The organism is Methanogenium marinum, from assembly GCF_028912405.1.
Classification (GTDB): Archaea; Halobacteriota; Methanomicrobia; order Methanomicrobiales; family Methanomicrobiaceae; genus Methanogenium; species Methanogenium marinum.
Genome location: NZ_JAKELO010000002.1, coordinates 1,500,524 through 1,526,020, shown reverse-complemented (window position 1 = coordinate 1,526,020; position 25,497 = coordinate 1,500,524). Strand labels below are relative to the sequence as shown.

Annotated in this window: 15 protein-coding genes, 1 tRNA gene, 3 rRNA genes and 1 pseudogene; 14 read left to right on the top strand and 6 right to left on the bottom strand. The window is 49.6% G+C overall.

Annotated features, from left to right (window positions below; genetic code table 11):
* Nucleotides 1–75: 75 nt before the first annotated feature.
* From L0665_RS07640 to L0665_RS07585, 12 genes are all read left to right on the top strand, one after another.
* The gene (locus L0665_RS07640) at nt 76–483 is read left to right on the top strand and encodes a GIY-YIG nuclease family protein (RefSeq protein WP_274925096.1); all 408 of its coding nucleotides are present in this window, start codon (nt 76–78) and stop codon (nt 481–483) included.
* Nucleotides 484–525: 42 nt separating this feature from the next.
* A complete protein-coding gene (locus L0665_RS07635; RefSeq protein WP_274925095.1) occupies nt 526–1,071 on the top strand; it encodes a flavodoxin family protein in 546 nt (181 codons plus the stop codon).
* 107 nt (nt 1,072–1,178) lie between these two features.
* The gene (locus L0665_RS07630) at nt 1,179–4,271 is read left to right on the top strand and encodes a PD-(D/E)XK nuclease family protein (RefSeq protein WP_274925094.1); all 3,093 of its coding nucleotides are present in this window, start codon (nt 1,179–1,181) and stop codon (nt 4,269–4,271) included.
* On the top strand, nt 4,272–7,661 hold the full coding sequence (locus L0665_RS07625; protein WP_274925093.1) for a UvrD-helicase domain-containing protein: 3,390 nt from the start codon (nt 4,272–4,274) through the stop codon (nt 7,659–7,661).
* 307 nt (nt 7,662–7,968) lie between these two features.
* On the top strand, nt 7,969–8,133 hold the full coding sequence (locus tag L0665_RS07620) for a hypothetical protein (protein WP_274925092.1): 165 nt from the start codon (nt 7,969–7,971) through the stop codon (nt 8,131–8,133).
* Between the two features lie 145 nt (nt 8,134–8,278).
* Entirely contained in the window at nt 8,279–9,004 is a 726-nt protein-coding gene (locus L0665_RS07615; RefSeq protein ID WP_274925091.1) for a PP2C family protein-serine/threonine phosphatase, read from the top strand.
* 89 nt (nt 9,005–9,093) lie between these two features.
* A complete protein-coding gene (locus L0665_RS07610; protein ID WP_274925090.1) occupies nt 9,094–9,891 on the top strand; it encodes an EFR1 family ferrodoxin in 798 nt (265 codons plus the stop codon).
* 72 nt (nt 9,892–9,963) lie between these two features.
* Entirely contained in the window at nt 9,964–10,356 is a 393-nt protein-coding gene (locus L0665_RS07605; protein WP_274925089.1) for a thioredoxin family protein, read from the top strand.
* A 68-nt stretch (nt 10,357–10,424) separates the two neighbouring features.
* Nucleotides 10,425–11,063 (top strand): HXXEE domain-containing protein, encoded by a 639-nt coding sequence (locus tag L0665_RS07600; RefSeq protein WP_274925088.1) that lies wholly within the window; start codon nt 10,425–10,427, stop codon nt 11,061–11,063.
* An 83-nt stretch (nt 11,064–11,146) separates the two neighbouring features.
* Nucleotides 11,147–11,524, top strand: a complete 378-nt coding sequence (locus tag L0665_RS07595) for a NifB/NifX family molybdenum-iron cluster-binding protein (RefSeq protein ID WP_274925087.1) — start codon at nt 11,147–11,149, stop codon at nt 11,522–11,524.
* Nucleotides 11,525–11,674: 150 nt separating this feature from the next.
* Nucleotides 11,675–13,765, top strand: coding sequence for a DNA helicase RecQ (gene recQ, locus L0665_RS07590; protein ID WP_274925086.1), 2,091 nt, complete (start codon nt 11,675–11,677; stop codon nt 13,763–13,765).
* A gap of 106 nt (nt 13,766–13,871) precedes the next feature.
* Nucleotides 13,872–14,186: a YunC family protein gene (locus L0665_RS07585; protein WP_274925085.1), complete on the top strand. Its 315-nt coding sequence runs from the start codon at nt 13,872–13,874 to the stop codon at nt 14,184–14,186.
* A 196-nt stretch (nt 14,187–14,382) separates the two neighbouring features.
* Here the strand turns inward: L0665_RS07585 and L0665_RS07580 are convergent, their stop codons facing one another.
* Both L0665_RS07580 and csx2 read right to left on the bottom strand, forming a co-directional pair.
* Complete coding sequence (locus tag L0665_RS07580) at nt 14,383–14,535, bottom strand: hypothetical protein (protein ID WP_274925084.1); 153 nt, start codon at nt 14,533–14,535, stop codon at nt 14,383–14,385.
* 975 nt (nt 14,536–15,510) lie between these two features.
* On the bottom strand, nt 15,511–16,743 hold the full coding sequence (gene csx2, locus L0665_RS07575; protein ID WP_274925083.1) for a TIGR02221 family CRISPR-associated protein: 1,233 nt from the start codon (nt 16,741–16,743) through the stop codon (nt 15,511–15,513).
* 328 nt (nt 16,744–17,071) lie between these two features.
* Here csx2 and L0665_RS07570 point away from each other — a divergent pair, with 328 nt between their 5' ends.
* A complete protein-coding gene (locus L0665_RS07570) occupies nt 17,072–17,920 on the top strand; it encodes a cache domain-containing protein (RefSeq protein ID WP_274925082.1) in 849 nt (282 codons plus the stop codon).
* 508 nt (nt 17,921–18,428) lie between these two features.
* Here the strand turns inward: L0665_RS07570 and rrf are convergent.
* The 4 genes from rrf to L0665_RS07550 form a co-directional block, all read right to left on the bottom strand.
* A 5S ribosomal RNA gene (gene rrf, locus L0665_RS07565) occupies nt 18,429–18,550 on the bottom strand.
* Nucleotides 18,551–18,616: 66 nt separating this feature from the next.
* Nucleotides 18,617–21,547, bottom strand: a 23S ribosomal RNA gene (locus L0665_RS07560).
* 173 nt (nt 21,548–21,720) lie between these two features.
* A tRNA-Ala gene (locus L0665_RS07555) sits at nt 21,721–21,793 on the bottom strand.
* A 68-nt stretch (nt 21,794–21,861) separates the two neighbouring features.
* Nucleotides 21,862–23,329: ribosomal RNA gene (locus L0665_RS07550) — 16S ribosomal RNA — on the bottom strand.
* Together the 16S, 23S and 5S rRNA genes with 1 tRNA gene alongside form the textbook arrangement of a ribosomal RNA operon.
* Before the next feature lie 1,150 nt (nt 23,330–24,479).
* Here L0665_RS07550 and L0665_RS07545 point away from each other — a divergent pair.
* Nucleotides 24,480–25,423, top strand: a pseudogene (locus L0665_RS07545) (IS5 family transposase).
* Nucleotides 25,424–25,497 lie beyond the last annotated feature (74 nt).

Sequence of the window (25,497 nt, the reverse complement as noted above, 5' to 3'; positions counted from 1 at the left end):
GAGAAAATAGGAAATAGGACATATTCAATGGCGGAGAAAGGCATATACTGCCTCATCCTGAAAACCACCGGGGTAATGCTTCCTATTGGTGCACTCGGCGAAACAACGTTTCCTGCCGGGTGGTACATCTATGTTGGTTCCGCCCTCGGACCAGGAGGGCTTGCACGGGCAGACCGCCATATTCGTGTGTTCCATGCAGGAGGAGAGCACCCACCACGGTGGCACATCGACCACCTGCTTTCAGATAACCGATTTATACTCACAGCTGCTGTCTGTGGGGAGACCGAAGATCGGCTGGAGTGCACTCTTGCCCACTATCTCGGAGGGGATGAGATCGGGGGATTTGGATGCAGCGACTGCCGGTGCACCTCCCATCTTTTTTACCGTAATAACAACCCACAGCAAGAGTGTTGCAAGGCCCTCAATGCCTGCGGGTGCAAACCAGTTATGATCAGCGTGACCCCGGGTCAGGGACATATTTAGTACAGCCATAACGCTCAAATAGGTTGAATCCGACCTACCAGTATGAATGTCCTGGGAATCTCAGGGAGCATGCAACCAAACGGAAATACAGCATATCTCGTGAAGAAAATCCTTGAAGCAGCAACAGAAGCAAACGCAGAGGCAACCTGTGAATTTGTCTCACTTGGGGGCCACCACATCTACCCGTGCACCGGGTGCCTCCAGTGCAGGGAGAAAAAAGAGTGTGTTATCACCAATGATGACTGGGGGAAAGTTGCGGAGAAGGTTGTGGAGTGTGATGTCCTTGTTATCGGCACGCCGGTCTATTACTACGATGTCTGCGGGCAGATGAAGAACTTCATCGACCGGACATATTCACTCTGGCATGACCGAAAACTCTCCGGGAAATATGTAGTCACTGTGGCGGTGAATGGGGATTGTGGGGCAGACCGTGCCCTTGAAACCCTCGAAGGTTTTGCAAATGCCCATGAATTCATCTATGCTGGATCGGTGACCGGCAAGGCATTTTTGCCGGGCGATATCGCAAACGACAAAGCAGCACTTGAGGCTGCAGATAAAATCGGCCAGAAGATTGCCACCCTGGGATAACATTCCACCTGGTAACATCTGTCGATCTTTTTTTGCCACATACACATCGTGAGAGGTAAAACCCCGAAGCGCTAAAATAATGTCATGTACAACCAGGGGGGCCTGAGATGACCGCAGATAAACGAACGGAAATATCTGTTTTACCAGGGGATAAACAAGAGGAATGTCTCCATTTCTTCGCTGAATGTGCAGCAGAAGACCCGTTTTCTGCAGTCCTCTGTCTGCCGACAATCCGTCTTGCATCCACCCTGCGTAACCTGATGGGCAGCCGCGGCATCCCCCATATCCCCACACTTACCGGTACCCCCACTGATGTGGCAAAGGTTGTCCTCGCCCGGGCTGCACCGAACCTGACTATCATTCCTGCAGAGAAGGCACGAGTCATCATGCACCAGGCAATCCGTGCCCACCCAAACCGGGGCATCCTCACTCCAAACGGAAAGGAAGGAGGACAACGTCTGGTTCAGGACCTTTCCCGCCTCTTTGGAGTAATAACCGAACGCGGAATTGACTATCCTACCTGCCTCGGCACCATCGCAGGAGAGAAGAACCGGGTTATAGGCAATATATTTGCAGATTACCGGGCACGCCTGGACGCAGAGGGGGCGGTGGACAACCCTTCAATATGCAGCGCTGCGGCAGATGCACTCGCCCATTATCCGGTTCATTTTTCCGGGTGCATCTATGGCATCCACGCACCCCTGCCGGAGGCAGAACGCTTTCTCCGGGCACTCACCGACGCAGGGGGACAGTGGATGATATTCACACCAGCCGGGGCAAATCCGGCAATCTTTGGTCAGACTACACCAGGGTCAGCAGAAACCAGAGACGGGCCAGAGTGGCTTTTCTCCGAAACCACCGCACTCACTCCGCCAGTGCCACTCTCCTGCGGCAGATTTCCCAACCGGAGGGCGGAGTTGCGGGCAGTGGCCCAGCAGATTACTGATCTCATCCATAATGGCACTCCACCTGGAAATATCGCGGTCGCCCTGCCGGACATCCGGGCAGAAGAAGGACGTATTTCAGCAATTTTTTCCGACTTTGGTATCCCAATGGCCTCATCTGCCACTCTGCCGCTTGCACAGGAACCACTTGTCCAGGCCCTCATTCTTCCACTACGGGTGATCGCAGAAGGCTATGAACGACAGACCATCGTGAACCTCTTCTCTCAGCCATTCTTCCGTTTCAGTGACGGAGAAGGAAATACCATCTCCGGGAGTGAAGTGAACCATCGGGCCTGTGAGGCTGGTATCAGGGGAGGGGTGGCTCGCTGGGAAGAAGGATTTGCCCACCTCAGGAAACGGCTGAAAGAAACGGCTGAAAACCCTGCGATACCACCCTATCGCCAGAAAGCCGCGGCAAATGATCTTGCAGCGACAGAACAGACAGAGCGGGCGGTCTTTGTCCTCATCCATGACCTGCAACTGTTAGAGAAGCCCAAACCGATAGCAGACCACATCCAGGCACTCAGGGATCTCTATATCAAATGGGATGCCCCACACTTCCCGCCCGTCCAGGATGCAACGGTTGAAGAACGCGAAAAATCAGCCTTGCATGAATTCAGCCATCTGTTGGACAGGATGGCAGGTACTCCCGGAGAGGAGGAACCGGCAGTGACCATCCGTGAGGCAACTGCGGTCCTCATGGCAGCAGCCACAGATGCACGCCCCGAACATGAACCAAATCCTGATGCCGTGCAGATTTGTGGAATCCGGGAACTTCAGGGACTCCATCTGCCGGTCGTCTTCATCGCCGATCTCACAGACGGACGGTTGCCGGATATACCCCCCCTTCTACCCTATACCACCGAACAGGAGGAGCGTGCAATGGGTACGATGCGCCGGCGTGAAAAACTGCAGGAAGAACGATACTATTTCCTTGCAGCCCTCCTGAGTGCCAAAGAAAAAATCTGGCTCAGTCACGCAGAGAGTGACGGCGGGGTGCTCATTCCCTCACCATTTTATGCTGCAGCAAAAGGTGCCTTAGTCCACGATGAGTGGGAATGCACAGAGATGCCGGCATCAGGAGAGAGCCGAATGGAACGGGCCGGACAGAGCGTGAGAGCTGGATTTTACCCGCCTTCACTCTGGTTGCCGGAGGGTGTCACCGCCGATTCAGTGGCCGCCCGCATCACAACAGAGGAGTATCATCGCCATGGAATGTGTGATTCCTCCTTTGACGGTATGCTTGACGCAGACACGGATATTTCCCGGATGCTTGCTGAGCGTTACCCTGAAGATACCATCTGGTCGGCAACCACACTGGAGGACTACGTCACCTGTCCGTTCCGTTTTTATCTTCGACATGTGCTGGGCATAAAGCCCCTTCCGGAAGAGGAACGAGACATCTCAGCCACTGCGTACGGAACCATCGTTCACGAAGTCTGCCAGCACTTTTACCATGACTGGATGCAAAACCACAACGCCGGCCCCGGACAGGAAGAACAAAAAGAGGCGACGGCCAGCATTCTGGCAGAGGCAGAGACGGTGCTGGACCGTTATGCCCGCCGCGGTGCTGCATGGGAGGCCGGGGTTGAGGCCTTCCTCGGCACAGACGGATTAGGACCAGGACTCTTTGAAGAGTTCATCAACCGGGAGGGAGAAACACAGGCATCTCTTTTTGTACCATCCCTCTTTGAGGCCGGATTCGGGACCCCCAACCGTCCGGGCAGTATCCAGGATGCCCCCGCTGCCCTGCCGGTTCCGGAACAGGAATATCCACTTCTCCTTCAGGGATTTATCGACAGGGTAGACATGATGGCAGACGGAACATTTCTTATCACAGACTATAAGACCGGATATCACCCAAAACAGAAGGACATTCTTGCAGGAGAAGCCCTCCAGCTGGCCCTCTATGTAAGGGCCCTCGAAGTGATCACCGGGGCTGCCGGAGCAGGTGCGTCCTATTATGAGATGAAACGACGGGGAGTAGTGAACAGTGTGGTCGTTCATGACGACCGCTACGCAGGCTCCCTTGACCCCTACCAAGTGAAACGGATGAAAAAAGGCGCACCCCCTTTTCCGGAAATTATTGCCAATGCAGTGACTGCAGCAGTCCATGCCACCGCAGGCATTCGCACCGGCCGTTTCCCCCTTGCACAGGATGCAGACAAATGCCCCGGATACTGCGAATATACCCATATCTGCCGGAACAGCATCCTCAGAACTCTTGAAGCAGACCGCACCAGGGAGGATGCATAGATGCCACCACAACGCACCCCTGTCCAGGAGACCGCAATCACCTGCCCAGGCAGCCTTTGTGTAACAGCAGGAGCAGGAACCGGAAAGACCTATGTCCTCGTCAGCCGGTATCTGGACCTTCTCGAACGTGAGGGAGACGAACAGGCAGATGTACAGGAAATTTTAGCTCTCACCTTCACCGAGAAGGCGGCAGCCGAGATGAAGGACCGAGTCCGCCAGGCCCTTGCAACAGCAGAAGGAGAAGATGCCGCCCGCTTCCGTGATGACCTTATGTGGGCCGGCATCTCAACCATCCATTCCTTCTGCACAAAAATTCTACGGGAATATGCACTCGAGGCCGGCCTGGAACCCGGATTTGCCGTCATTGAAAGTTATGAACTCGCAGAGATGACAGAAGAAACACTTTACCGCCTCCTCTACACCCCGTTGCCTGAACCAGTCAGAACAGCAGTCCTCACCTGTCTGCGAACCTTCGGGATCCAGCAGATGCAGGAGATGATCATAAGCCTCTATGACCAGCGATGGAATGCAGACCGGTTTTTTGACTGTGTAAGAGATACACCAGAGGCCCTGACTGATGTCTGGATGAAGGAGATCGAGGCAGAACAGGCAAATATCTGTACACAGTTCTTTGCCTCCCCTGTAGGGGAAGCCGCAAATGTGCTCATGGATCTGGCCACAGTATTTGCAGGAGAGGAAGATACAGGGACTCGCTACCTCGCCACGGCAGTCCCCGGACTGAAGAGCCTTGACCCCACCCGTCCGAAAGAGACCTGTCAGGCCCTTGCCAGGATCCTCTCCTGCAAGGGAAGTAAAAATATGGGGAGTGCAAAGGTCTTCGGGAAGGATGGGAAGAGAAGTCTGATCACAGCATACAGCGCCCTGAAGGAGTGGGAAAACGACAACTCATTGGGACTGCTGACACTCACCGTTTCTCCGGAAGACCCGAAGACAGCAGAGACTATCCACACACTGCAGGCCCTCGGAACCGCATTTTCCTGGTTTTCTGATTCCATCGGAAGGATGAAAACGCAGCGGGGGGCTATTGATTTTGGCGATATGCTCATCCGCACCCAGGCCCTGCTTGCAGAGAATCCGACGGCACGGGACAGCATCGCGGCAAAGTACCGTGCCATCATGGTGGACGAATTCCAGGACACCGACCCCCTGCAGGCAGCCATCATCTCGGATATCCTCACTGCCGCAGGGAAAGAACGTTCCCTCTTTGTTGTCGGTGACCCGAAGCAGTCCATTTATCTCTTTAGAAACGCTGATGTGACACAGTTCAAGGCAACCCGCGACCGTATACTTGCAGAACGGGGAGGACGGGAAGTGGCACTGGACACAAGTTTCCGCAGCGCACCGGAAATCATCGGGCTCGTCAACACCCTCTTCTCTGCAATACTTGGCGCTGACCAACAGCCATGGGAATTTGGATATAATTCTCTCGCGGTGACAGATAGCAGAAAGGAGCATTCCGGTTCAGCTGAGATTCTTATAACTCCTTCTATGAAAAAAAGTAGCGAAAGCCACCTCGCTGAGGCTGAGGCTGTCGCTGCATGGCTCGTGGATATGGTTCGCAAAGAGAAAAAGACCGTCTATGATAAAAATAGTGAAGGCAAGACAAACAAGAGGCCAGCCACATTCGGAGACTGTGCGGTTCTCATCGAGACACGAAGCCGGCTTCATCTCATAGAAGATGCCTTTTGCAGGATCGGAGTGCCCTACCAAATCCACGGGGGCACAGCCTTCTATGAACGGCAGGAAGTGCGGGACTGTGCGGCAGTGATTGCCTTCCTTGCTGATAATAACGACGACATCGCCCTATACGGGGCCCTCCGCTCTCCTTTCTTTGGCCTCTCCGATGCGGATATATTCCATACCACCGGGGGACATGGCCGGGGACTCTTCTCCCGCATCCAGGAGAACACAACCGGCCCTGCCGCGGATGCCTGCCGGATGCTTGGGCACTGGCAGACATATGTACGCCGGGAACCGCCTTCAGCACTTGTCACCCGCATTTTCCGGGAGTCCGGCATGTACGCTGTCTGTGCCGGGCAGAATAATGGTGACCAAAAAACAGCCAATCTCAGGAAAATTTCCGAAATCGCCCGTTCACGAGAATCTGCAGGATACTACGGGTTCGATGACTTTGCAACAGACCTTACGAAATCAGTACGGAATGCACCAAAAGAGGAGGATGCACCACTGCCAACGGCAAATGATGATACAGTCTCCGTGATGACCGTCCATGCCTCGAAGGGGCTGGAATTTCCGGTTATTGTCCTGCCCTTTGCAAATGCAGACGGTGGTGGACGGAAGAACGGGATGGTCTTTGAAGAGGGGCTGGGCCTTGCCACAAAGATAGCGGAGACGGGCGGACCTGTTGACGCACCTATATCTCTTCTGATCCGCCACCGGCGCAAACAGAAGGAAGCAGCAGAAGCACGTCGTCTCTTTTATGTGGCTGCCACCCGGGCCCGTGATCATATCCTTATATCCGGGACACTGCCGGATATGGAGATGGTTGCCCTCGGGCCGGACGCCGGGAAGACACGAATGCACCGGACGTTTGCCGCCCTCGGCATCACCCCGGATGCCATTGAGAAAGGGGGTACAGGTTGCACCACGCCGGGCGGACGGAAATGGTGGATTCCAATCATCACAACTGAGACAAATGGCGTGGCAATGGAGAATTCACCTCCGCCTGTGCCGGTAACGATCACCAAACCCCTGCCTGCTGACAGGAGAGATGCAGCATGGACGGCACCTCCCCTGCCTGCAGTCGCACCGCCATGTCCGCCCCTCCCGGTGACCGCCATCTCCCGGTATGCCTTCGGAAATGCTGGTGCGGGACAGGATCCTGTCGGTACCCTACAGTCTGGAAAGAAAGACAATGCTGCAGCACGGGAAGGAGACCTCCTCCATGCTGTTTTTGCCGGCATGTCCCCTGCCCGTGCCTGTATTCTCCATGGATTCACAGCGGATGCAGAACGGACAGCCTCTTTGGAGACTGCAAAACGGCATTTCTTGTCCCAACCGCTCATTCGTGAAAGTATCTGGCACCAGTGCGAGGTTGCATTTGTCCACCGGTTCGGTGATGGGATGGTCCGGGGTGCCATAGACCAGATCATACGTACGAAGGACGACCACTATGTGGTAATTGATTACAAAACTGGACCCGACCCGGGGGAGTGTCCCTGTAAAAAGGAGCACCTCATCCAGCTCTCCATCTATGCTGATGCAGTTTGTTCCCTGACAGGAATAATGCCTGACACATACATTTACTACACCCGTACAGACAGAATGGTGAATATTATTCCCGATATTGTGATGGCACAGAAAGTTGCGGCACAGGCCGAAGCTGAGGTGAAGTCACATCATCTGTAAGAGAGGAGATTCATTAAAAAGGATCTTCTGCTACCCATATCATGCCGTAAAACCATTTCAAATACAAATAATTTCAAATATCCATTCGTTTTTAAATTTAGTAAAATATACAGTATTTGATATCAAAAAATACGTCATTTTCTCAAGAAATCCGGAATTCAGGTATCTGAATAACTAGAATTTGAATATAATATTTTGCCATCTTTCACCAAAAAATATTTAAATTATTTTTTTAAACTATTTATTCTTTTGCATTCCACACAAAAAGTATATAATATTTCCACCCTCACATAATCCCAGAGGCTCTATGCTGACAAATCCAGATCTTTTTACTGACCGAATATATCACTCCGTCCACCATTATACTGAGGATGAGTATGACGTCCTGCGGTGCCAGCTTTCAAAAGAGTGTGATGCAGTATTCTCTGACCCGAAATTCATGCGAAAACTCAATTTGGTGTTTCCGGAATAACCAGGAACAGAGAATGCGGCGCTTGTCTTCTCTACCTACTGCTAATATTCTTCGGCCAGAAAATAGTTTCATTCATGAGCACCGCCCTTATCTCATCTCTCGTGTAAATGATACCATAGCGAGAATGCAAAGAGAGGAGGAGTGAATGAGTACCCGGTTTGCATACAATACAATATCAGTAGCAGGAAAACGGCCCAAAAACGAAGATGCCTGGGCGGTACACTGGCATGGCAAAACGCTGTTTTGCGCGGTTGCAGATGGAATTGGCGGCCAGCCAGCAGGTGATGTCGCCTCATCCTGTGCAGTAAAAGCAGCAGAAGATGTAGTCACCCAGGCCTTTGCCACAGGCAATTATCCTGATTACCCTGCAATTCTCCTGGCAGCACATGTCCATGCGGATGCGGCTGTGAAAGCAGAAGCCACCGGCCCGCAAACAGGCATGGGCACCACTCTCACAACGGCACTCCTCTACAACGGTTGCCTCACCGTCTGCAATACCGGAGACTCACGATGTACTGTGGTACGGAACGGTGGTCTCATCAGAGTGACACGGGATCATTCCCTCGTGCAGGAACTGATTGACGCAGGCACCACCCATCCTGATGATGCATTTGGCCACCCACAGAAACATATCATCACCCGATCCATTGGCTCTCTCTTTGCAGCCGATGTCACAGAGACACCTATTTTTCCAGGTGATTGTGTGATTCTATCGACAGACGGCATGCACGATGCCCTGACCCCGGAACGTATCGTCCATGAAGTGCAGGGCAAAAAGGCTCATGCGGCAGCAACCGCACTACTCACTGCAGCAATTCCCCTATCTGATGATAATATCACTGTGTGTGTGGTTACAGTCTCTGATGGTTAACATAATTCCATTATTCTGATTACAAATTCATCTGTTTTCCAACATTATTATCACCAAAGAAGGAGTATTCTTCTTCAGGAGGGAGGGGCATGAAGACAACATTATATTACTTTACCGGCACCGGGAATTCCCTTTGGGCAGCACGGGAACTCGCCCGACATATCCCAGATGCTGAGCTGGCACCCATGGCACGACTGATACATGATGGGGGGGCTATTACCGCACCAGAAGGAAGAATTGGATTTATATTCCCGGTGTACATCGGAGGGCCACCTCTTCTTGTCTCAGAATTTGCCAAAACAATAAACCTGGATGCCGCAGACGAGATATTTGCTCTTGTGACGATGGGGGGCTGTGGTGACGGAGCATGGAAACGGATTAAAAGCACCCTCAAAAAGCGATCATATCAGATGGATGCGGCATATAGTGTAAAAACACCCACAAATTACATGCTCCTGGGAGACGTGCTCCCCGAAGCACAGGAGATTGCCGTGATTGCAGCCGCACGGTCTGATCTCGAGAGGATTGCAGGGAAAATATCACGGGGAGCCAAGGGATTTGAGAAGGGGCCCTTTGTGATGAATACATTCAATAGTGCCCTTTATCCTCTTCTAAAGGGCCAACTACAGGCGCAAGGAAGTCGGTTCAGTGCAGATAAAAAATGCAATAACTGCGGAACATGCGAACTGGTCTGCCCGACCTACAATATCACAGTAAAAGGCGTGAACCTACCTGAATGGGGAAATGCATGTGAATCATGCTTTGCCTGCATAAATTACTGTCCCCGAAGCGCCATTCAGTCAGGAAAGAAGACAACGTCACGTGGACGATATCATCACCCGGATGTCAGTATCAAAGATCTCATGATCCAGAACGGCAGGGAATAACCGAAGGTATGGTCACGGCAATCTTTTTGTGGATGCACACTATATTCCGGATAGAGAGAAGAGGGAGATAATATGCCGGAAACAACTGTGCAGGAATTAGTTGGAACTGACTGGGAGAAAACAGTGGAAAAGAGCACGATCCCGGTTGCCGTGATGTTTTACAGCCCGACCTGTCCACACTGCAAAACCATGGAGCCATATTTCCGTGATTATGCAAAGGAATATTCAGGAAAGATGCTCTTTGTAAGGCTAAACCTTGCAGAGAATCAATGGATAGGTGAACGATACGGGGTGATGGCGACACCGACCTTTGGATTCTTCTGCGCCGGAAAACCAGTACAGAGTTTTTCAGGTGCCGTATACCCAACGATTCTCAAACAGAGGACAGAAGATGTACTGCTGCATGGAGAAGAATGTGCTGAGATGTCTTCTGCGATTGACTATGAGGTCAGCGGGTATGCATAACCAGCATCCTGCCGCACTACCAAAACCAGGATAAAAAACCATTTGAGTCAGTAAAAGAACACCCATATATGGAGGATAAATGCCCCTGCCGGTGTAGGTTCTCTGCAGCCACATCATGGCTGCATACCCACTGGCAGTATGGGACACCGTTCCTTGCCATATATACCACTTTTTTCCTGCTACTCTTCGTCTACCCAACGGAAACACCACTCTTCTGGATATGGATATGCCTGCCGGTCTATTTTGTGCACCAGTGCGAAGAGTATCTCTGGCCAGGAGGATTTATGACGATGCTCACGCACAGGTTTACCAAAAAAAACGGGTCAGACCCAAATACACTGGTCCTCTCCGCACGAGAGGCATACTGGATCAATGTTGGTATCGTCTGGGCGCTCTTCCCCGCCTCGGCTTTAGCTGCAATGGTTGTAGATCCAATCTGGGGACTCTGGATACCCTGTTTTACAGTATTAAACGGACTGTCACATATCATCGCATGGATGCAGGACCGCTCCTACAATCCCGGCCTTGTGGCTAGCCTTGCCCTGAATATACCGGTCGGAACAGCAGCCATTCTTATCCTCACATCTTCAGATATCGCCGGTTTCGTGGCATGGGCGGCAGCAATACTTATCGCGGTGGGGTTCATGGCATTCATTGCAGGATACGTAACATATCAGAGTCACAACCGCCATCCCGTCCTACATTAAAATACCATCTGCCGGAACCACCACAATTATGCGCACATGAGTAAATATATCTTTATTGTATTACAGGAGACAGTGTAACAGTTATGAAACTCTGCATACCAATCAACGAAAATAATGGACTTGAGAGCATCCCATACGGCCATTTTGGATCTGCATCGGCATTTCTTCTGGTCGACACGGAGACGAAAGAATGCTCACAGATACCACCCACAAGTTCAACCCATGGTAGTGGGGGCTGCGCACCAGCAGAGGAACTGGCAGAACATTCAGTAGAGGCAGTTCTTGTCGGCGGAATCGGCAGGGGGGCCATTATGAGCCTCAATGGTGCAGGAATCAAAGTATTCTGCGCCATACCCGGCACCGTCGGAGATAATGTTCAGGCACTGAACGACGGCAAACTCGGAGAGATGGATCCCGCAGGGGCCTGTGCTGGCCACAGCCAGGGCAACAGCGGCTGTTAAGGCCCTGAGTCCTGAGTCCCAATCACACATATATACTGCACATCCCTTCATCAGGATGAGGAGTCCCTCATCCTGATTATCTCTCAGGCACCTGACCTGCATCACAACCCATAACCCGCTCTTCTGCTAAACTTATTCGGAATATATTCCATGCCGATTTCTGATGTCACCACCGTTCTGAGGCAGTACTTCGGATATGAATCTCTGTACCCGTATCAGGAAGAGATCATCCGTGCTCTTACAGACGGGGAGGATGTGTTGGGGGTGATTGCCACCGGCGGTGGAAAATCCCTCTGTTACCAGATACCAGCACTGATCTCCGGCGGGATGACAGTCGTCATATCACCGCTGATTGCCCTGATGAAGGATCAGGTGGATACTCTCCGGGAATGTGGAGTACCTGCCGCATGCATCACCTCACTACAGGATTACCGCGAACGCCGGGAGACAGAGGAAGCAATTTACCACGGGGATCTTCGAATACTTTATGTCTCACCCGAACGGGCGGTGAAGACAGAGTTCTTCTCTCTTTTGAAGAAGGCACACGTAACCCTCATAGCTGTTGACGAGGCGCACTGCATTTCACAGTGGGGACATGAATTCCGGCCGGAATACCGCGAAATCTCCCGTCTCATCCGTGAGTTTTCACATGCACCGGTGGTGGCACTGACGGCCACCGCGACCCCTGCCGTACAGAACGATATCATCGCACAACTCCACCTCCGCCACCCCCATCGGGTAACGGGTAGTTTCTATCGCAAAAACCTCCGCTATGAGGTCAGACCGAAGAAGGATACGAAAGGGGCAATTCTCTCCTATCTCCGGAATCACCAGGGGCAGGCGGGGATTATCTACTGCCTCAGCCGCAAAGGAGTAGAAGAACTATCTAACACACTCCGCCGCACCGGCATCCGTGCCCTGCCTTATCACGCCGGCCTCACCCGGAAGGCACGGGAGGAGGCACAGGAGGCATTTGTCCGTGACCGCGTGCAGGTCATCGTCGCAACGGTCGCCTTCGGGATGGGCATTGACAAGCCGGATGTGCGATTTGTTATCCACCATGACTTACCCCGCTCGCCGGAACATTACTATCAGGAGACAGGAAGGGCTGGACGGGACGGGGACCCGGCAGACTGCATTCTCTTCTATTCTGCAGGAGACCTACACCGACATGCATTTTTTATCCAGCAGGAGTCATCTGTTGCCCGGCAGCGGGCAGAGTATACAAAACTTGAGGAGATGGCCACCTATTGTGAGGAACACCGTTGCCGGCAGGCAATGATCCTGCAATATTTCGGGGAAGAAACCCCGGTGGGAGGGTGTGGCACCTGTGATATCTGTCGTTCTCCACGGGAACGCTTCGATGGCACAGCGGTTGCACAGATGGCTATCACCTGTGTGCGGGATCTTACCGTTCCCTGCGGCAGTAGCCACCTTATCGATCTGCTCCGCGGGGCGAATACAAAGAAGATACGTGAGATGGGTCAGAAAGAAACCCCCGGTTACGGTGCAGGGAAGGCATATTCAAAGGATGAATGGCGCTCATTTATCCGAGAACTTATCCGCCTCGGCTATCTCGAACGTGAGAGCGGCGTCTATCCGGTGCTCACCGTTGGAGAGACAGGTAGAGAGCTTTTAGCCGCCGGTGAAACGGTGGAAGGCGTATTTTTAACCCGAATGAAGAAGACGCCCAACATCAGACAGGAAAAACCAACGGACCCACTCTTCATCAGGCTAAAGACACTCAGACGGGAGATTGCAGACCGTGAGGGAATTGCCCCATACATGATCTTCTCTGATGTAACACTCCGGGAAATGGTAAATTCGCGGCCGTTAACTGATGCTGCATTTCTCGCCATCAGAGGGGTAGGTGCGACCAAATTGAACCGGTTTGGCCCAGAATTTATGGCAGCGCTGATACCAACAGAAAAAGAGGGAGACAATTCAGCGGCAGAGACCCTGCGCCTCTATCGTGCCGGATGCACGATGGCAGAAATTGCAGAGAAGCGTTCCCTAACCCCTGATATCTGTGGCGCCCATCTTGCAGAAGCCATAGAGAACGGTGAGAACGTGGAGATAGATGACCTCATCTCTCCCCACCGGCAGGCAGCCATCCGAGAGGCAGTGGCACAGGAAGGGACACACGATCTCCGGCGACTGAAAACAGTTCTTGGCGAGCGGTTCACCTACACTGATATCCGGCTCACCTGTGCGGTGGACCGACAAAATAATCCGAAATAATACAGAGTGGCCCCTGGGTGGGATATATTTTGTCCGATGTATGTGTACCAAAACCACCTGAGAAAAAAGAAACCGGCCATCATATTTTTACCGGAGTGGAGGCATAATGTCTTCCATGACAGACGAGAAGATCAACATTGGAGTGAAAGAATTTGTCTGCTCCATAATCCCCGCAGGCCCGGTCAATATTGTCTTTGCCGCAAACGAACATGGCCTCGTTGGTTGTGGTGCAATTGATGTGGCAGCTCTTGCCAGTTTCGGTTATGCAGCGGCCCGTATCCGCCCGCCAGAAGGGCAGACATCGATTGCAACCGCAGAATACCTCCTGCGGGGAAACATTAAAGAGGCAAATGCCCCCGCAGAAGAGAAAGGTGTCCGGGTGGGAATGACCGGAGAAGAGGCACTTGCAGTGCTGGGATAAGAGAGAAACACAGATTCACACAGGCATGCCGGCACGGAGTATCTAATACAATCCAGAAAAAAGGGAGGATAATTTCTATAAACTCCCTTTACCAAAAAACCCTATGTCACTTTTTTCTGAAAAAAAAGTATCATACCATCAGCGCCTCTAAAATGACTCCCAGCCAGCCATTTTCATTTCCTCACCACAAAAACATTCAGCGAATGGCCCGTTTCAGTTCTGCCTCAATCCTTTCCCATTCATTCTTCGTCATTGTTTTGGTAGCCTCCTGCAGGACGTCACGACCCGACATATACATATTTTCTTTCCTGTATGACAACTCTCTTCTGACGTCCTCCCTAACATCCATACTATCCCCACCTCTACGGTGTCCCTAAGTGACGACACTATATATATATTGAGACAGGGAAATGGAAAGAATTTGCATTTTATAAATGAATGTGCTGTCAATTTCCCGATTATTCTAATTTGTCTCTGTCAATAATATTTTATTATATTATTGGAGTATTTGTCAAATATTTGGAGCTTCAATTAAAATATATAAAATATATAAGGTTTTTTATCTTATTTGTGCAAGTTCGAAATGCTCTGCTACCAGAATTGAGGATAAAACTGATTGCTGCCTGCCCATAACGTTCGATAACTCCACTCTTTATCTGTTCACAAACACGTTTCGTGACCATCCATTCTCGATGATTTTACAAATGTAGTATTCATGCTGGACCAGATCCTTCACCATATCAACAATGTGACTGTATGATTCCACATAATATTATGCAGGATCTCCCACCCAGTCTACGAGGAGGAAGGGGCAATTTCCCGTTAAAACAGGAGAACTGTAAACTTGCGCAAAGCGGATACACAACTCCATAATGGAAATAATTGCAGGATGGATGTCAGGAAGATTAACAGAATAACTCATATCCCGGACTCCACAGATTATCCGGATTCCCTCACAAAAATCAGGGACTCTGACTGTGCTGACACTGTCCACACCTTCTGTGAATAAACACGCTAAAACCAAAGAAAATCACATCAATTGTGCGGATTATAATCGTTGATATGAAGTGTGGCCAGATGTTCATCACCCTCATGATTACTCTGGTATTTGTTTCCTTTTCACACACGAAATTCAATTGTGATCCGGTCCGATCCACATCAAAATACTCTATCAATTCAATACATTTTGATAGATTCGGGAAATGAATATCATAGCACAGTATTTTTCCATCTTATCCGAAAACACAAGATGCATTTAAACCTCAAAAACGGCCAGAATTATCAATAAACAGCAGAATTTCACAATTCGAACCCAATTCAATGGTCACCCCCGCACCAGGTCAAAAAACACACACAGATGTCCACACAATTCCTCTGCCTTCTGCCTCAGCCGTGTCGTTCGCGGGGAATACTCCCGCATGCCACAGTGGGCAAAGTCATTTCTTATGGTTGAAAGTTCTGCCCAGAGATGTGTTGCTTGCTCCTCACAGGGGAGCAGTGTGTACCAGTCAGTGAATACCGTCGGATTGTATGGTGAACCTTTCAGGTTCAGGATCGCAGCCCCAAAGGTCTGTGACATCTCATACCGGGTATCGGAATTCAGCCAGCCGCGATACCCGTCTCCATAATGTGTCAGGAGCATGACATTTACCATCCACTCCCGGGAAAAAGTCACCCCCTGGAGCAGGAGTCCGTGTTCAACCATAAACCCGATAAGAGCAAGTTCTTTTTCGACATGACCCCACGTCAGTCCCTCTTCCTCTTCCGGCCTGCGGATCCCAAGGTCGCCCACCATGCGAATTTCATCGAGGACCTCCACAAGGGGCGGGGTGAAAACCTCCATCTCATGTGCTACCTCATCAATGTCTCGCGAAATGCCGGATGCAAAGTTCAGGGCATCAACCGGGCGTGCCATCCTTGTGGCAACCGCAAACCCCTCCAAAGTCTGGGCAAAACGGGAGAGTTTTTCCGGGACATCCGGTCGCCCGGAGAGATAGGCTTCTTTTACCGTCTGATTTGCAAGACGGTTTATGCCAGATGCATCCATGGACCGTAAAAAAGCGTGCACCCCAGTAGTCCAGTCCAGAATAGAAAGAAAGGGCGTCAGGTCCAGAAGGGGAGATGGTTGCCCATTGTCCCGGTGCTGGCCATAAAAGACATGGGAAATCTTTGCTTTTCCTGTTGTTCGCAGAAAGGCTGCTGAAAGAAACCCAACCAGAAGAAGAGAGCGAAACCCGTGGGTGATATCAAAAGCGATCTCATCTTCTTCATCAATGCAGTTTTCGAGCACTCGAAATATTTCCCACAGTTCATTTTCGGTCTCCCCGTTAGGGATAACAATCAATTCCGAATTAATCCCGCAGCCGGAAAGGGCAGCTGAAACCTGATTCCATGCAACCTCACGGGCATCTTCAGTCGCAAAAAGGACAGCATGGTCTACTGTTCCAAACAGGCGGCAGATTGCCTCCTGCACAAACAGGGTTTTACAGGATGAACCACCGCAGGTATACAACGTAGTCCCGTCCTCTCGCCCTCCCAAAAATGATATCAGTTTCATTAATGCCACCTGTCAACTACCCACGACTACAGTCATGTACTTCCTGCCAGTTTAATTGTGAATAACAAACAGGACACCTGTGTTGCAGAAAGATACCAAAACACAAGGTTTGAATGCAGTATACAAATCATCCACACTGCACTCTTCTTGTTCACAACTGATATCTACGTTTGTCTTGAGAGAAATAGGTTACATGAGATAGGTGAATCTCTGTGAAATTTGTCACATGGGGAGAGATACCAGAGGATCCTATCCTGATGTTATCATCAATTGCCAATGGGATGAATATGCAACACCAATAATTACCGTTGAAAAATAAGTATATACTATGAACCGGCATGAAATCCTGCCTATATCGATACTACTTCTCATTGCTGCGATAGCATGCATTCTTCTTGCAGCACCATACTTTTTTCCAACTGAACAAGGTAAAGAAGAGAACACGAGTATGAGTGACCTCGAATATATGAACTCAAATATCGAAACTGTTCTTACCTCTATTGGAGATTCTGCAGAGAATGCCGCCCAGGCACTCTCTTCAGCCGATTTAATGTCTACACCGGAGGTACAACCAGTTCTGAATGATCTGCTTTCTGGATCCGAATATGCTCTCTCGTATGCTACTATTGACCAAAATGGCACAATTACCGCCGTTGCACCAGATACATATTCCAATTCAGTCGGAATTAACATTGGCGGAAGTGAACCGGGGAAGACTATTATCAAGAAACGTGAACCATTTCTCTCAGATGCATTCACCGCAGAAGAAGGATTTACGGGAATAGAAATAGCCTGGCCTGTTTATTCAGAAGATGGAGAATACAAAGGTAGTGTCCTTGTAATGGCCGAACCTTCAATATTTGTTGGAAAAATTGTTAATCCAGTTGAAGAAGAGAAGGGCATAACAGTAACAATCATGCAGCCGGATGGATTTATTCTCTATGATCAGGATGCAGCCCAGATAGGAAAGAATCTCTTTAATGACATTCCTTTTACAAACTATCGGAGCCTTCAGGCATTGGGAAAGGATATTTCTGCAAATACTGCAGGAACCGGTGAATACACATTCTACAAATCTCCAACAGATACCACAGATTTGGTAAAAAAGCATGCTGAATGGGATACTGTGTCATACCTGAATAAAGAGTGGAGAATTATCCTGTTTTCTGGATGGTAATACAACATAATCTCCCGAAGGAGAGAAATTTTTTACCAATCTGACGGGCATAATACCAACACCCCATTTTTATCAGGGATTGGGAAGAAATACATCCTTACTCATTCATGCTACCTGTATTAACCAGATGAAGCTGTATGCCATGGTATAGGAGTGATTTACTCAATGCAGTTCATGAAAATGAGAAGTCATTCCTGCATGAACCAACCCTTCTGCATATACTTACAAGACACACATTTACCATTCTAAACTGAGTAGAGAACAATCATCCACTGTAGCTATCGCTACGAAGTATATCACAGATACAAAACAAAAAAATTCATTCATCACAACCATTCATAGCGAAATATCATTTCAAACACTCACGCTCTTTTGTATAGTATATACAGAACAGAATGCTATACATTTCACTACCAAGAATGTGCAGGAACGAGTCAGAATCAACACAAGAGCTCACGCTCTTTTGTATAATACAGTTACAGAACAGATTTTAATTTGCTTTTCAGAGCATTTGCAGCGAAGTATGGTTCCCGAGCGCTCGCGCAACTCAGTACAGCATACTACGTGAACGGGCTTAACTTCCGGGTTCGGTATGGGTCCGGGTGTTGCCCCGCTGCTATGGCCGCAAATACATGACACTGTATATGTTTGTGGTGTGCACACAGAATTTCGTCTGAGTTTTAACGGACGTTTTCAGTGTTAGCTGATTTGGGCGTTAGTACTCGTGGACTGAACACGTCGTTACCTTCGTGCGTACATCCCGAGCCTATCAAACGGATCTTTTATCCGTGCCCTCAAACGAGGTCTCTTTTCAGGTCTGGTTTCAAGCTTAGATGCTTTCAGCTTTTATCCATTATCGCGTAGCCACTCGGCACTGCCCTGTCGGACAACCGATATACCAGTGGCGACGACGGAAAGTTCCTCTCGTACTATTTCCGTCTTACCCTCAGACCTCTAACACTCCAAATAGATAGTAACCGACCTGTCTCACGACGGTCTAAACCCAGCTCACGATCCCCTTTAATAGGCGAACAACCTCACCCTTGGCTGCTGCTGCACAGCCAGGATGGAAAGAACCGACATCGAGGTAGCAAGCCGCCGGGTCGATATGTGCTCTTGCCGGCGACGACTCAATTATCCCCGGGGTAGCTTTTCTGTCGTCAATAGCACTCATCAAAAGCGCGTATTGGTTCGTTAGACCCGAGTTTCCTCTCGTGAACACTTGCTTTGCGTGTTCACGTCAGGCCAACTTTTGCTCTTGACACTCTTCTGTGAGTTTCTGACTCACATGAGTTGACCTTGGGGCACCCTTGATACCTTTTCGAGGGTGTGGCGCCCCACCCAAACTGCCTACCTACCGATGTCCTCACAAGGAGTTAGTGTTACAGTAATCAAAGGATGGTGTCTCATTGGTGACTAACCAACCCCCACGAGGGTTGGATCGACATCTCCCATCTACACTGCGCAATGAATACCGTAACACAACGACAGGCTGCAGTAAAGCTCCACGGGGTCTTCACTTCCCATTTGGAGTCACTGGCCTTTGCACCAGGATAAAATGTTCAACGGACTTGTGTTTGGGACAGTAGGGCTCTCGTTAATCCATTCATGCAAGTCGCCAATTAAGCGACAAGGTACTACGCTACCTTAAGAGGGTCATAGTTACCCCCGCCGTTTACAGGTCCTTCGTCCGGTTGAACCCGGTTTTCAGATACCTGCACTGGGCAGGAATCACAGACTATACTAGTCCTTACGGAGTTGCAGTCTGCTATGTTGTTATTAGACAGTCGGAGCCCCCTGGTCACTGCGACCTGCCCGATCACCGGGCAGGCACCCCTTCTTCCAAAGTTACGGGGCCATTTTGCCGAATTCCCTAAACACAATTAAACCGACACGCCTTAGCCTTCTCAGCTAGGGGCACCTGTGTCAGATCTCGGTACGGACATCTGATTCCCTTTTCACGGGTTCCAGGAGTTTGCTTTATTTCTCCATCACGCTTTCACTCAATTCTCACCATTACGGTTCTCCAAGAGCTTATACGATTAGACAGGGCGACAGCCCTGCAAAACATATCCAGAAACGTCAGGGTTAACCGAAGTTAACTACAACCAGATGGTACAGGAATATTAACCTGTTTCCCTTTCGCTGTACTCGAATTACGGTACAACTTAGGACCGACTAACCCTCGGCTGACGAACATTGCCGAGGAAACCTAGCCCCTTCGGCGGTTAGGATTCTCACCTAACTATGCTTCTACTAGTGCCAGAATTCTCAATTCTACACGGTCCACAGGAGCTTACACCCCTGCTTCCACCCATGCAGAGCGCCTCTCTACGCCATCACCTTGCGGTGGTCTGTGGTATCTGTGGTAGGTTTTAGCCCCGTCCATTTTCAGCGCCCTAAACCTCGACTGGTAAGCTGTTACGCACTTTTTAAAGGGTAGCTGCTTCTAAGCTCACCTTCCAGTTGTCTTTGGCCTAGGACATCTTTTAGTATTGACACTTAACCTACACTGAGGGACATTAACCACAGTCTGGGTTCTTTCCCTTACGCACTACAAGCTTACCCCGTAGTGCGGACTTCCAGCCTTCTTCGACGACGGGGAATTCGGAGTTTGACAGGAAGGTGAGGAATTTCTCCCCCAACTCCTCCAGTCAGTGCTCTACCTCACCGTCTATCTCCAGCCAGGTCATGCTACGGCATGTTTCGAGAGGAACCAGCTGATGCCCAGTTCGATTGGCCTTTCACCCCTATACGCAGGTCACACGAATGATTTGCATATCAATACCGCTTCGGCCCTCCACGCAACTTTCGTCACCCTTCAGCCTGCCCACGCATAGATCACTGGGCTTCGGGTCTTATCCTGTCGACTACACGCACTATTAATACGTCGTCCCATGGCCGAAACCTACGGACTTGTCGCTTTCGCTTCGGCTTCCCTTACCGGTTAACCTCGCCAACAGAATAAACTCTCTGGCCCGTTCTTCCAAACGTAAGTTATGACACCGGCAATACATCCCATACTACCGCCTCGCGACGGGTTCTTTCGATGTAAAGATCCTTTTATGCCATAACACACTATCACCTATCAGTTTCAGGCACTTTTAACCACCTTTCCAGGGTTACTTTTCAGCTTTCGCTCACGCTACTATTTCGCTATCGGTTTCGAGGAGTATTTAGTTTTGGAGGTTGATGACCCCCAGGTTCATGCGAGAATTCCAACCCGCACTACTCGAGACACTTCCTCGCCAAACATCGGTATGCGTACGGGGCTATCACCCTCTGTGGCAAACCGTTCCAGAAATATTTCCGCTTATGATGTTTGGGTAAACGGAAGGCTCACAACACCACATGTCCCCGAAGGGATTCGGTTTGAACTCTGTCGCTTTCGATCGCTTTTACTAACGACATCTCGTTTGATTTCTCTTCCTCCCCCTACTGAGATGTTTCAATTCGGGGGGTTCCCAATCCTTACGGATCGCTTCTTAAAAAAGAAGCAGGAGGTCCCATTAGGGAATCTCCGGATCATAGGCTCCTTGCGCCTACCCGGAGCTTATCGCAGCTTGGCACGCCCTTCATCGGCACTCGAACCGAGCCATCCACTGACAGGCTTGTATCAGCTTGTCTTTATGATTGTGTCCGTTAAAACTCATTTAACGTCCTATGTGCACACCTATACACAGCCTCAATGAGTCGGTTAGACTCTCGGCCCTTCCCCGATGACTCACGTCGCCGGGTGCATTGGGAGGCCTGGTGTTCAGAAGAATATGTCACGAATGACAGCTCTGAAAACCAGGCAATGGACTTAAGGGGATTTGAACCCCTGGCCTCGGCGTTGCAAACGCCGCGCTCTTCCAACTGAGCTATAAGCCCAAGTTCCCATATTATGTCGACATCAGCAATTTTACGTTTTATTTAGTAACCGCATCAACCCAATCTTTAGGAGGTGATCCAGCCGCAGATTCCCCTACGGCTACCTTGTTACGACTTAACCCTCCTTGCGAAACCTAGATTCGACTGCGGCAAAAACCACAGGCTCATCCAGACCTCACTCGGATGGTTTGACGGGCGGTGTGTGCAAGGAGCAGGGACGCATTCACCGCGCTATGTTGAAACGCGATTACTACGGATTCCAGCTTCATGTGGGCGAGTTACAGCCCACAATCCGAACTTAGGACAGGTTTAAGAGATTGCCTTCACCTTTCGGTGTCGATACCCATTGTCCTGCCCATTGTAGCCCGCGTGTAGCCCGGATAATTCGGGGCATGCTGACCTACCGTTGCCCATTCCTTCCTCCTCTTTAGCAGAGGCGGTCCCAACAGTGTCCTCTTCATTCCGGAGAACAAGCTAGCAACTGTTGGCGTGGGTCTCGCTCGTTGCCTGACTTAACAGGATGCTTCACAGTACGAACTGACGACGGCCATGCACCTCCTCTCAGCTGGTCAAACAGAGTCTTCAGCCCGGTTATCATTCCGCTGTCTTATCCGGTGAGATTTCCGGCGTTGAGTCCAATTAAACCGCAGGCTCCACCCGTTGTGGTGCTCCCCCGCCAATTCCTTTAAGTTTCAGCCTTGCGACCGTACTTCCCAGGCGGCACGTTTCACGGTTTCCCTTCGGCACCCCAGTGACTCGTGGTCACCGGTACACCTAACGCGCATAGTTTACGGCTGGGACTACCCGGGTATCTAATCCGGTTCGCTCCCCCAGCTTTCGTCCCTCACTGTCGGAGCCGTTCTGGTGAGATGCCTTCGCCATCGGTGGTCCCCCGGGGATTACAGGATTTCACTCCTACCCCCGGAGTACCTCTCACCTCTCCCGGTCCCTAGACCAACAGTATCTCCTGGACGCCCGCCGGTTAAGCCGGCGGATTTCCCAAGAGACTTATCGGTCCAGCTACGGACGCTTTAAGCCCAATAATAGTGGCCACCACTCGAGCCGCCGGTATTACCGCGGCGGCTGGCACCGGTCTTGCCCGGCCCTTTCTTCAGATGCGTTTTAAACACCTGGACAGCCCGCGTATACGGGCACTCGGGGTTCCCTTATCACAGTTTCCTGCATTGTAAAGTTTTCGCGCCTGCTGCGCCCCGTAGGGCCTGGAATCGTGTCTCAGATTCCATCTCCGGGCTCTTGCTCCCACAACCCGTATCGATTACAGGCTTGTTGGGCCGTTACCCCAACAACAACCTAATCGACCGCAGATCCATCCTAAGGCGCCGGAGCTTTCGACTAAAGAACATTCCAGTATCTCTAGTCTATGGAGTATTATCCCCAGTTTCCCGGGGTTATTCTCCACCTTAGGGCAGGTTATCCACGTGTTACTGAGCAGTCCGCTGAGGGTCTAAACCCTCTCAACTCGCATGGCTTAATCGAACCCCGATAGCAGTGACCTCTGGCAGGATCAACCAGAATTAATTTCTTGAAGTAGGCAAACTGATTCTTACAGTTTTGCTTTTCAAAGCACACTTACGTTCGACTTATTTTTTAAAGGATATTAGCGGTTACTAAATAAATTTCCGCATTGCCAATGCCAACGTCAGAACCGACACTCCCATCTGAGCGATTTCGGTTCTCCATCAAAATCTCGGACTCTAATATAGATGCTAAAGGATGATAAACCCTCGCATTTCCGTTTCGAGTCCGGAGATTATTCCCTGCGATCGTCCGAAAAATTTCGGGAGGATCACAGAGAGTCATATTTCTATGATATCTTGTTGTCTGCAGAGCAAACGAAGGCTATTGTGCCCGTTCGTCCCAAACAATCGACCTAACTAAGTTGTAACTTCCAGATTATAAAGATTGTGTATTCATCTCGTATTTTGCCCATTATTTCACCCATGACAGCCAGCATTATTGCCACAAACATACAGAATTATGCAAAATCTGCAACCTCGCGCAGATCGGGATAACACTAAAGTGGAAACACGAGAAGAACAAGCAATGTTGATGAAATATTTCCTCCAGGGTACTTGTTTCAGCATATGGCTCTGTTTTTACCAAAAAAAGAGCAAAAACGGCATGATGTGAAGCAGCAAACAGGCCGTACCTTTTTCACCTTACTATTCTAACAACATTATTACCAAAAAACTACATTTAGTCAATCCGTCTCAAAATTTTTCACAGTCAACCACCCTGTTCTTCCAGAGTAAACATCCCAAAATAGTCAACCAACAGATTATGCCTCCATCTCAGGAGATGCCAGAAATACCACGATTTTGTTCCTGTCATATAATCTTCAGAGAAAGCAGCCGTTCCTCATTTTTTCAGGTTACGATACCTGTGGGAAAAATAAACACTGGGGAATCTGAATCATGGATATCTTGATGGAATTACCCCCCATTTTTTTAGAGAAAAAATCACTCACCCCCCATATTCCATATGTTCTCCAAATACCAACAAAAAACGCAAGAATCCTGCTAAGATAGGTACCTGCAATGGTTATCCCTTACACCAGGATTCTGTTTCGTTTCAGATTTAGATCATTCAGGAAACAAAGTAAGGAGAATTTCTATAAACCTCCTTTACCGGAAGTACTTTTATGAACACGATCTATCACTAATTCTTGAGCACTTTCATTAATTTTGCAATTAAGTCTGAATACGAACATATTGCTGAGTTAGGCGATAAATTAGTTGAAGTAGGTAAACTAATAGACTGGGAACTATTTCGCCCAATTCTCAGGAGACCTGTATTCAAATAAAACCGATAAATGTGGCCCTCCGAATCTGGATGAAATCCTCATGATCAAGATACTTATTTTTCAGCAATGGCATGGCCTCTCTGATCCTGAATTTGAAAGACAGGCAAATGACTAAATCTCATTCAGGCAGTTTCTTGGATTACCCGATAAAATACCAGACCAATCCACGATTTGGCTCTTTTAGTGAAATAATATCCGAATCCGGAAAAGATAGTGCGATTTGGGATGAACTCCAGCGTCAGTTGGATACGAAAGGTCTTACTATCAAGGAGGGCATGATCCAGGATGCAACATTCATCCATTCCGATCCGGGTCATGCTTCTTCCAATACCCCTCGGGGAGGTGAGGCAAAGACAAGAAGAAGCAAAGATGGGACATGGACAAAGAAAGGTGAAAAATCCCATTTTGGTTACAAATTCCATGCAATTATGGATCGGGACTATGATCTGATACGAAGAATTACTACAACAACTGCATCAGTTCATGACAGCCAGATAAATCTCTCCGAAATGGGAGAGGTTGTTTATCGTGACAGAGGATACCAAGGAGCGGAATACAAAGGATACAATGCCACCATGAAAAGGGGGGCAAGAAACCATCCAATTGGAATCCGGGATAAACTTCGTAACGAAAGAATCACCCAGAAGAGGTTCAAAGGAGAAAGGCCATTTGCTGTTATGAAAACGGTATTTAAGTCAGGAACGATGAAAGTGACTGAACTTGGCAGAGCAAGGGTAAAGAATACATTCTCTGCATTTTGCTATAACCTCTACCAAATGAGAACGATTGAAAAACAGAGAGCTTAGAGCGATAGCTATCTGAAAAAGATTGAAATATTGTCTGAAATGAGTGATTAGGCAAAGTTAGAATTTGTATCCAT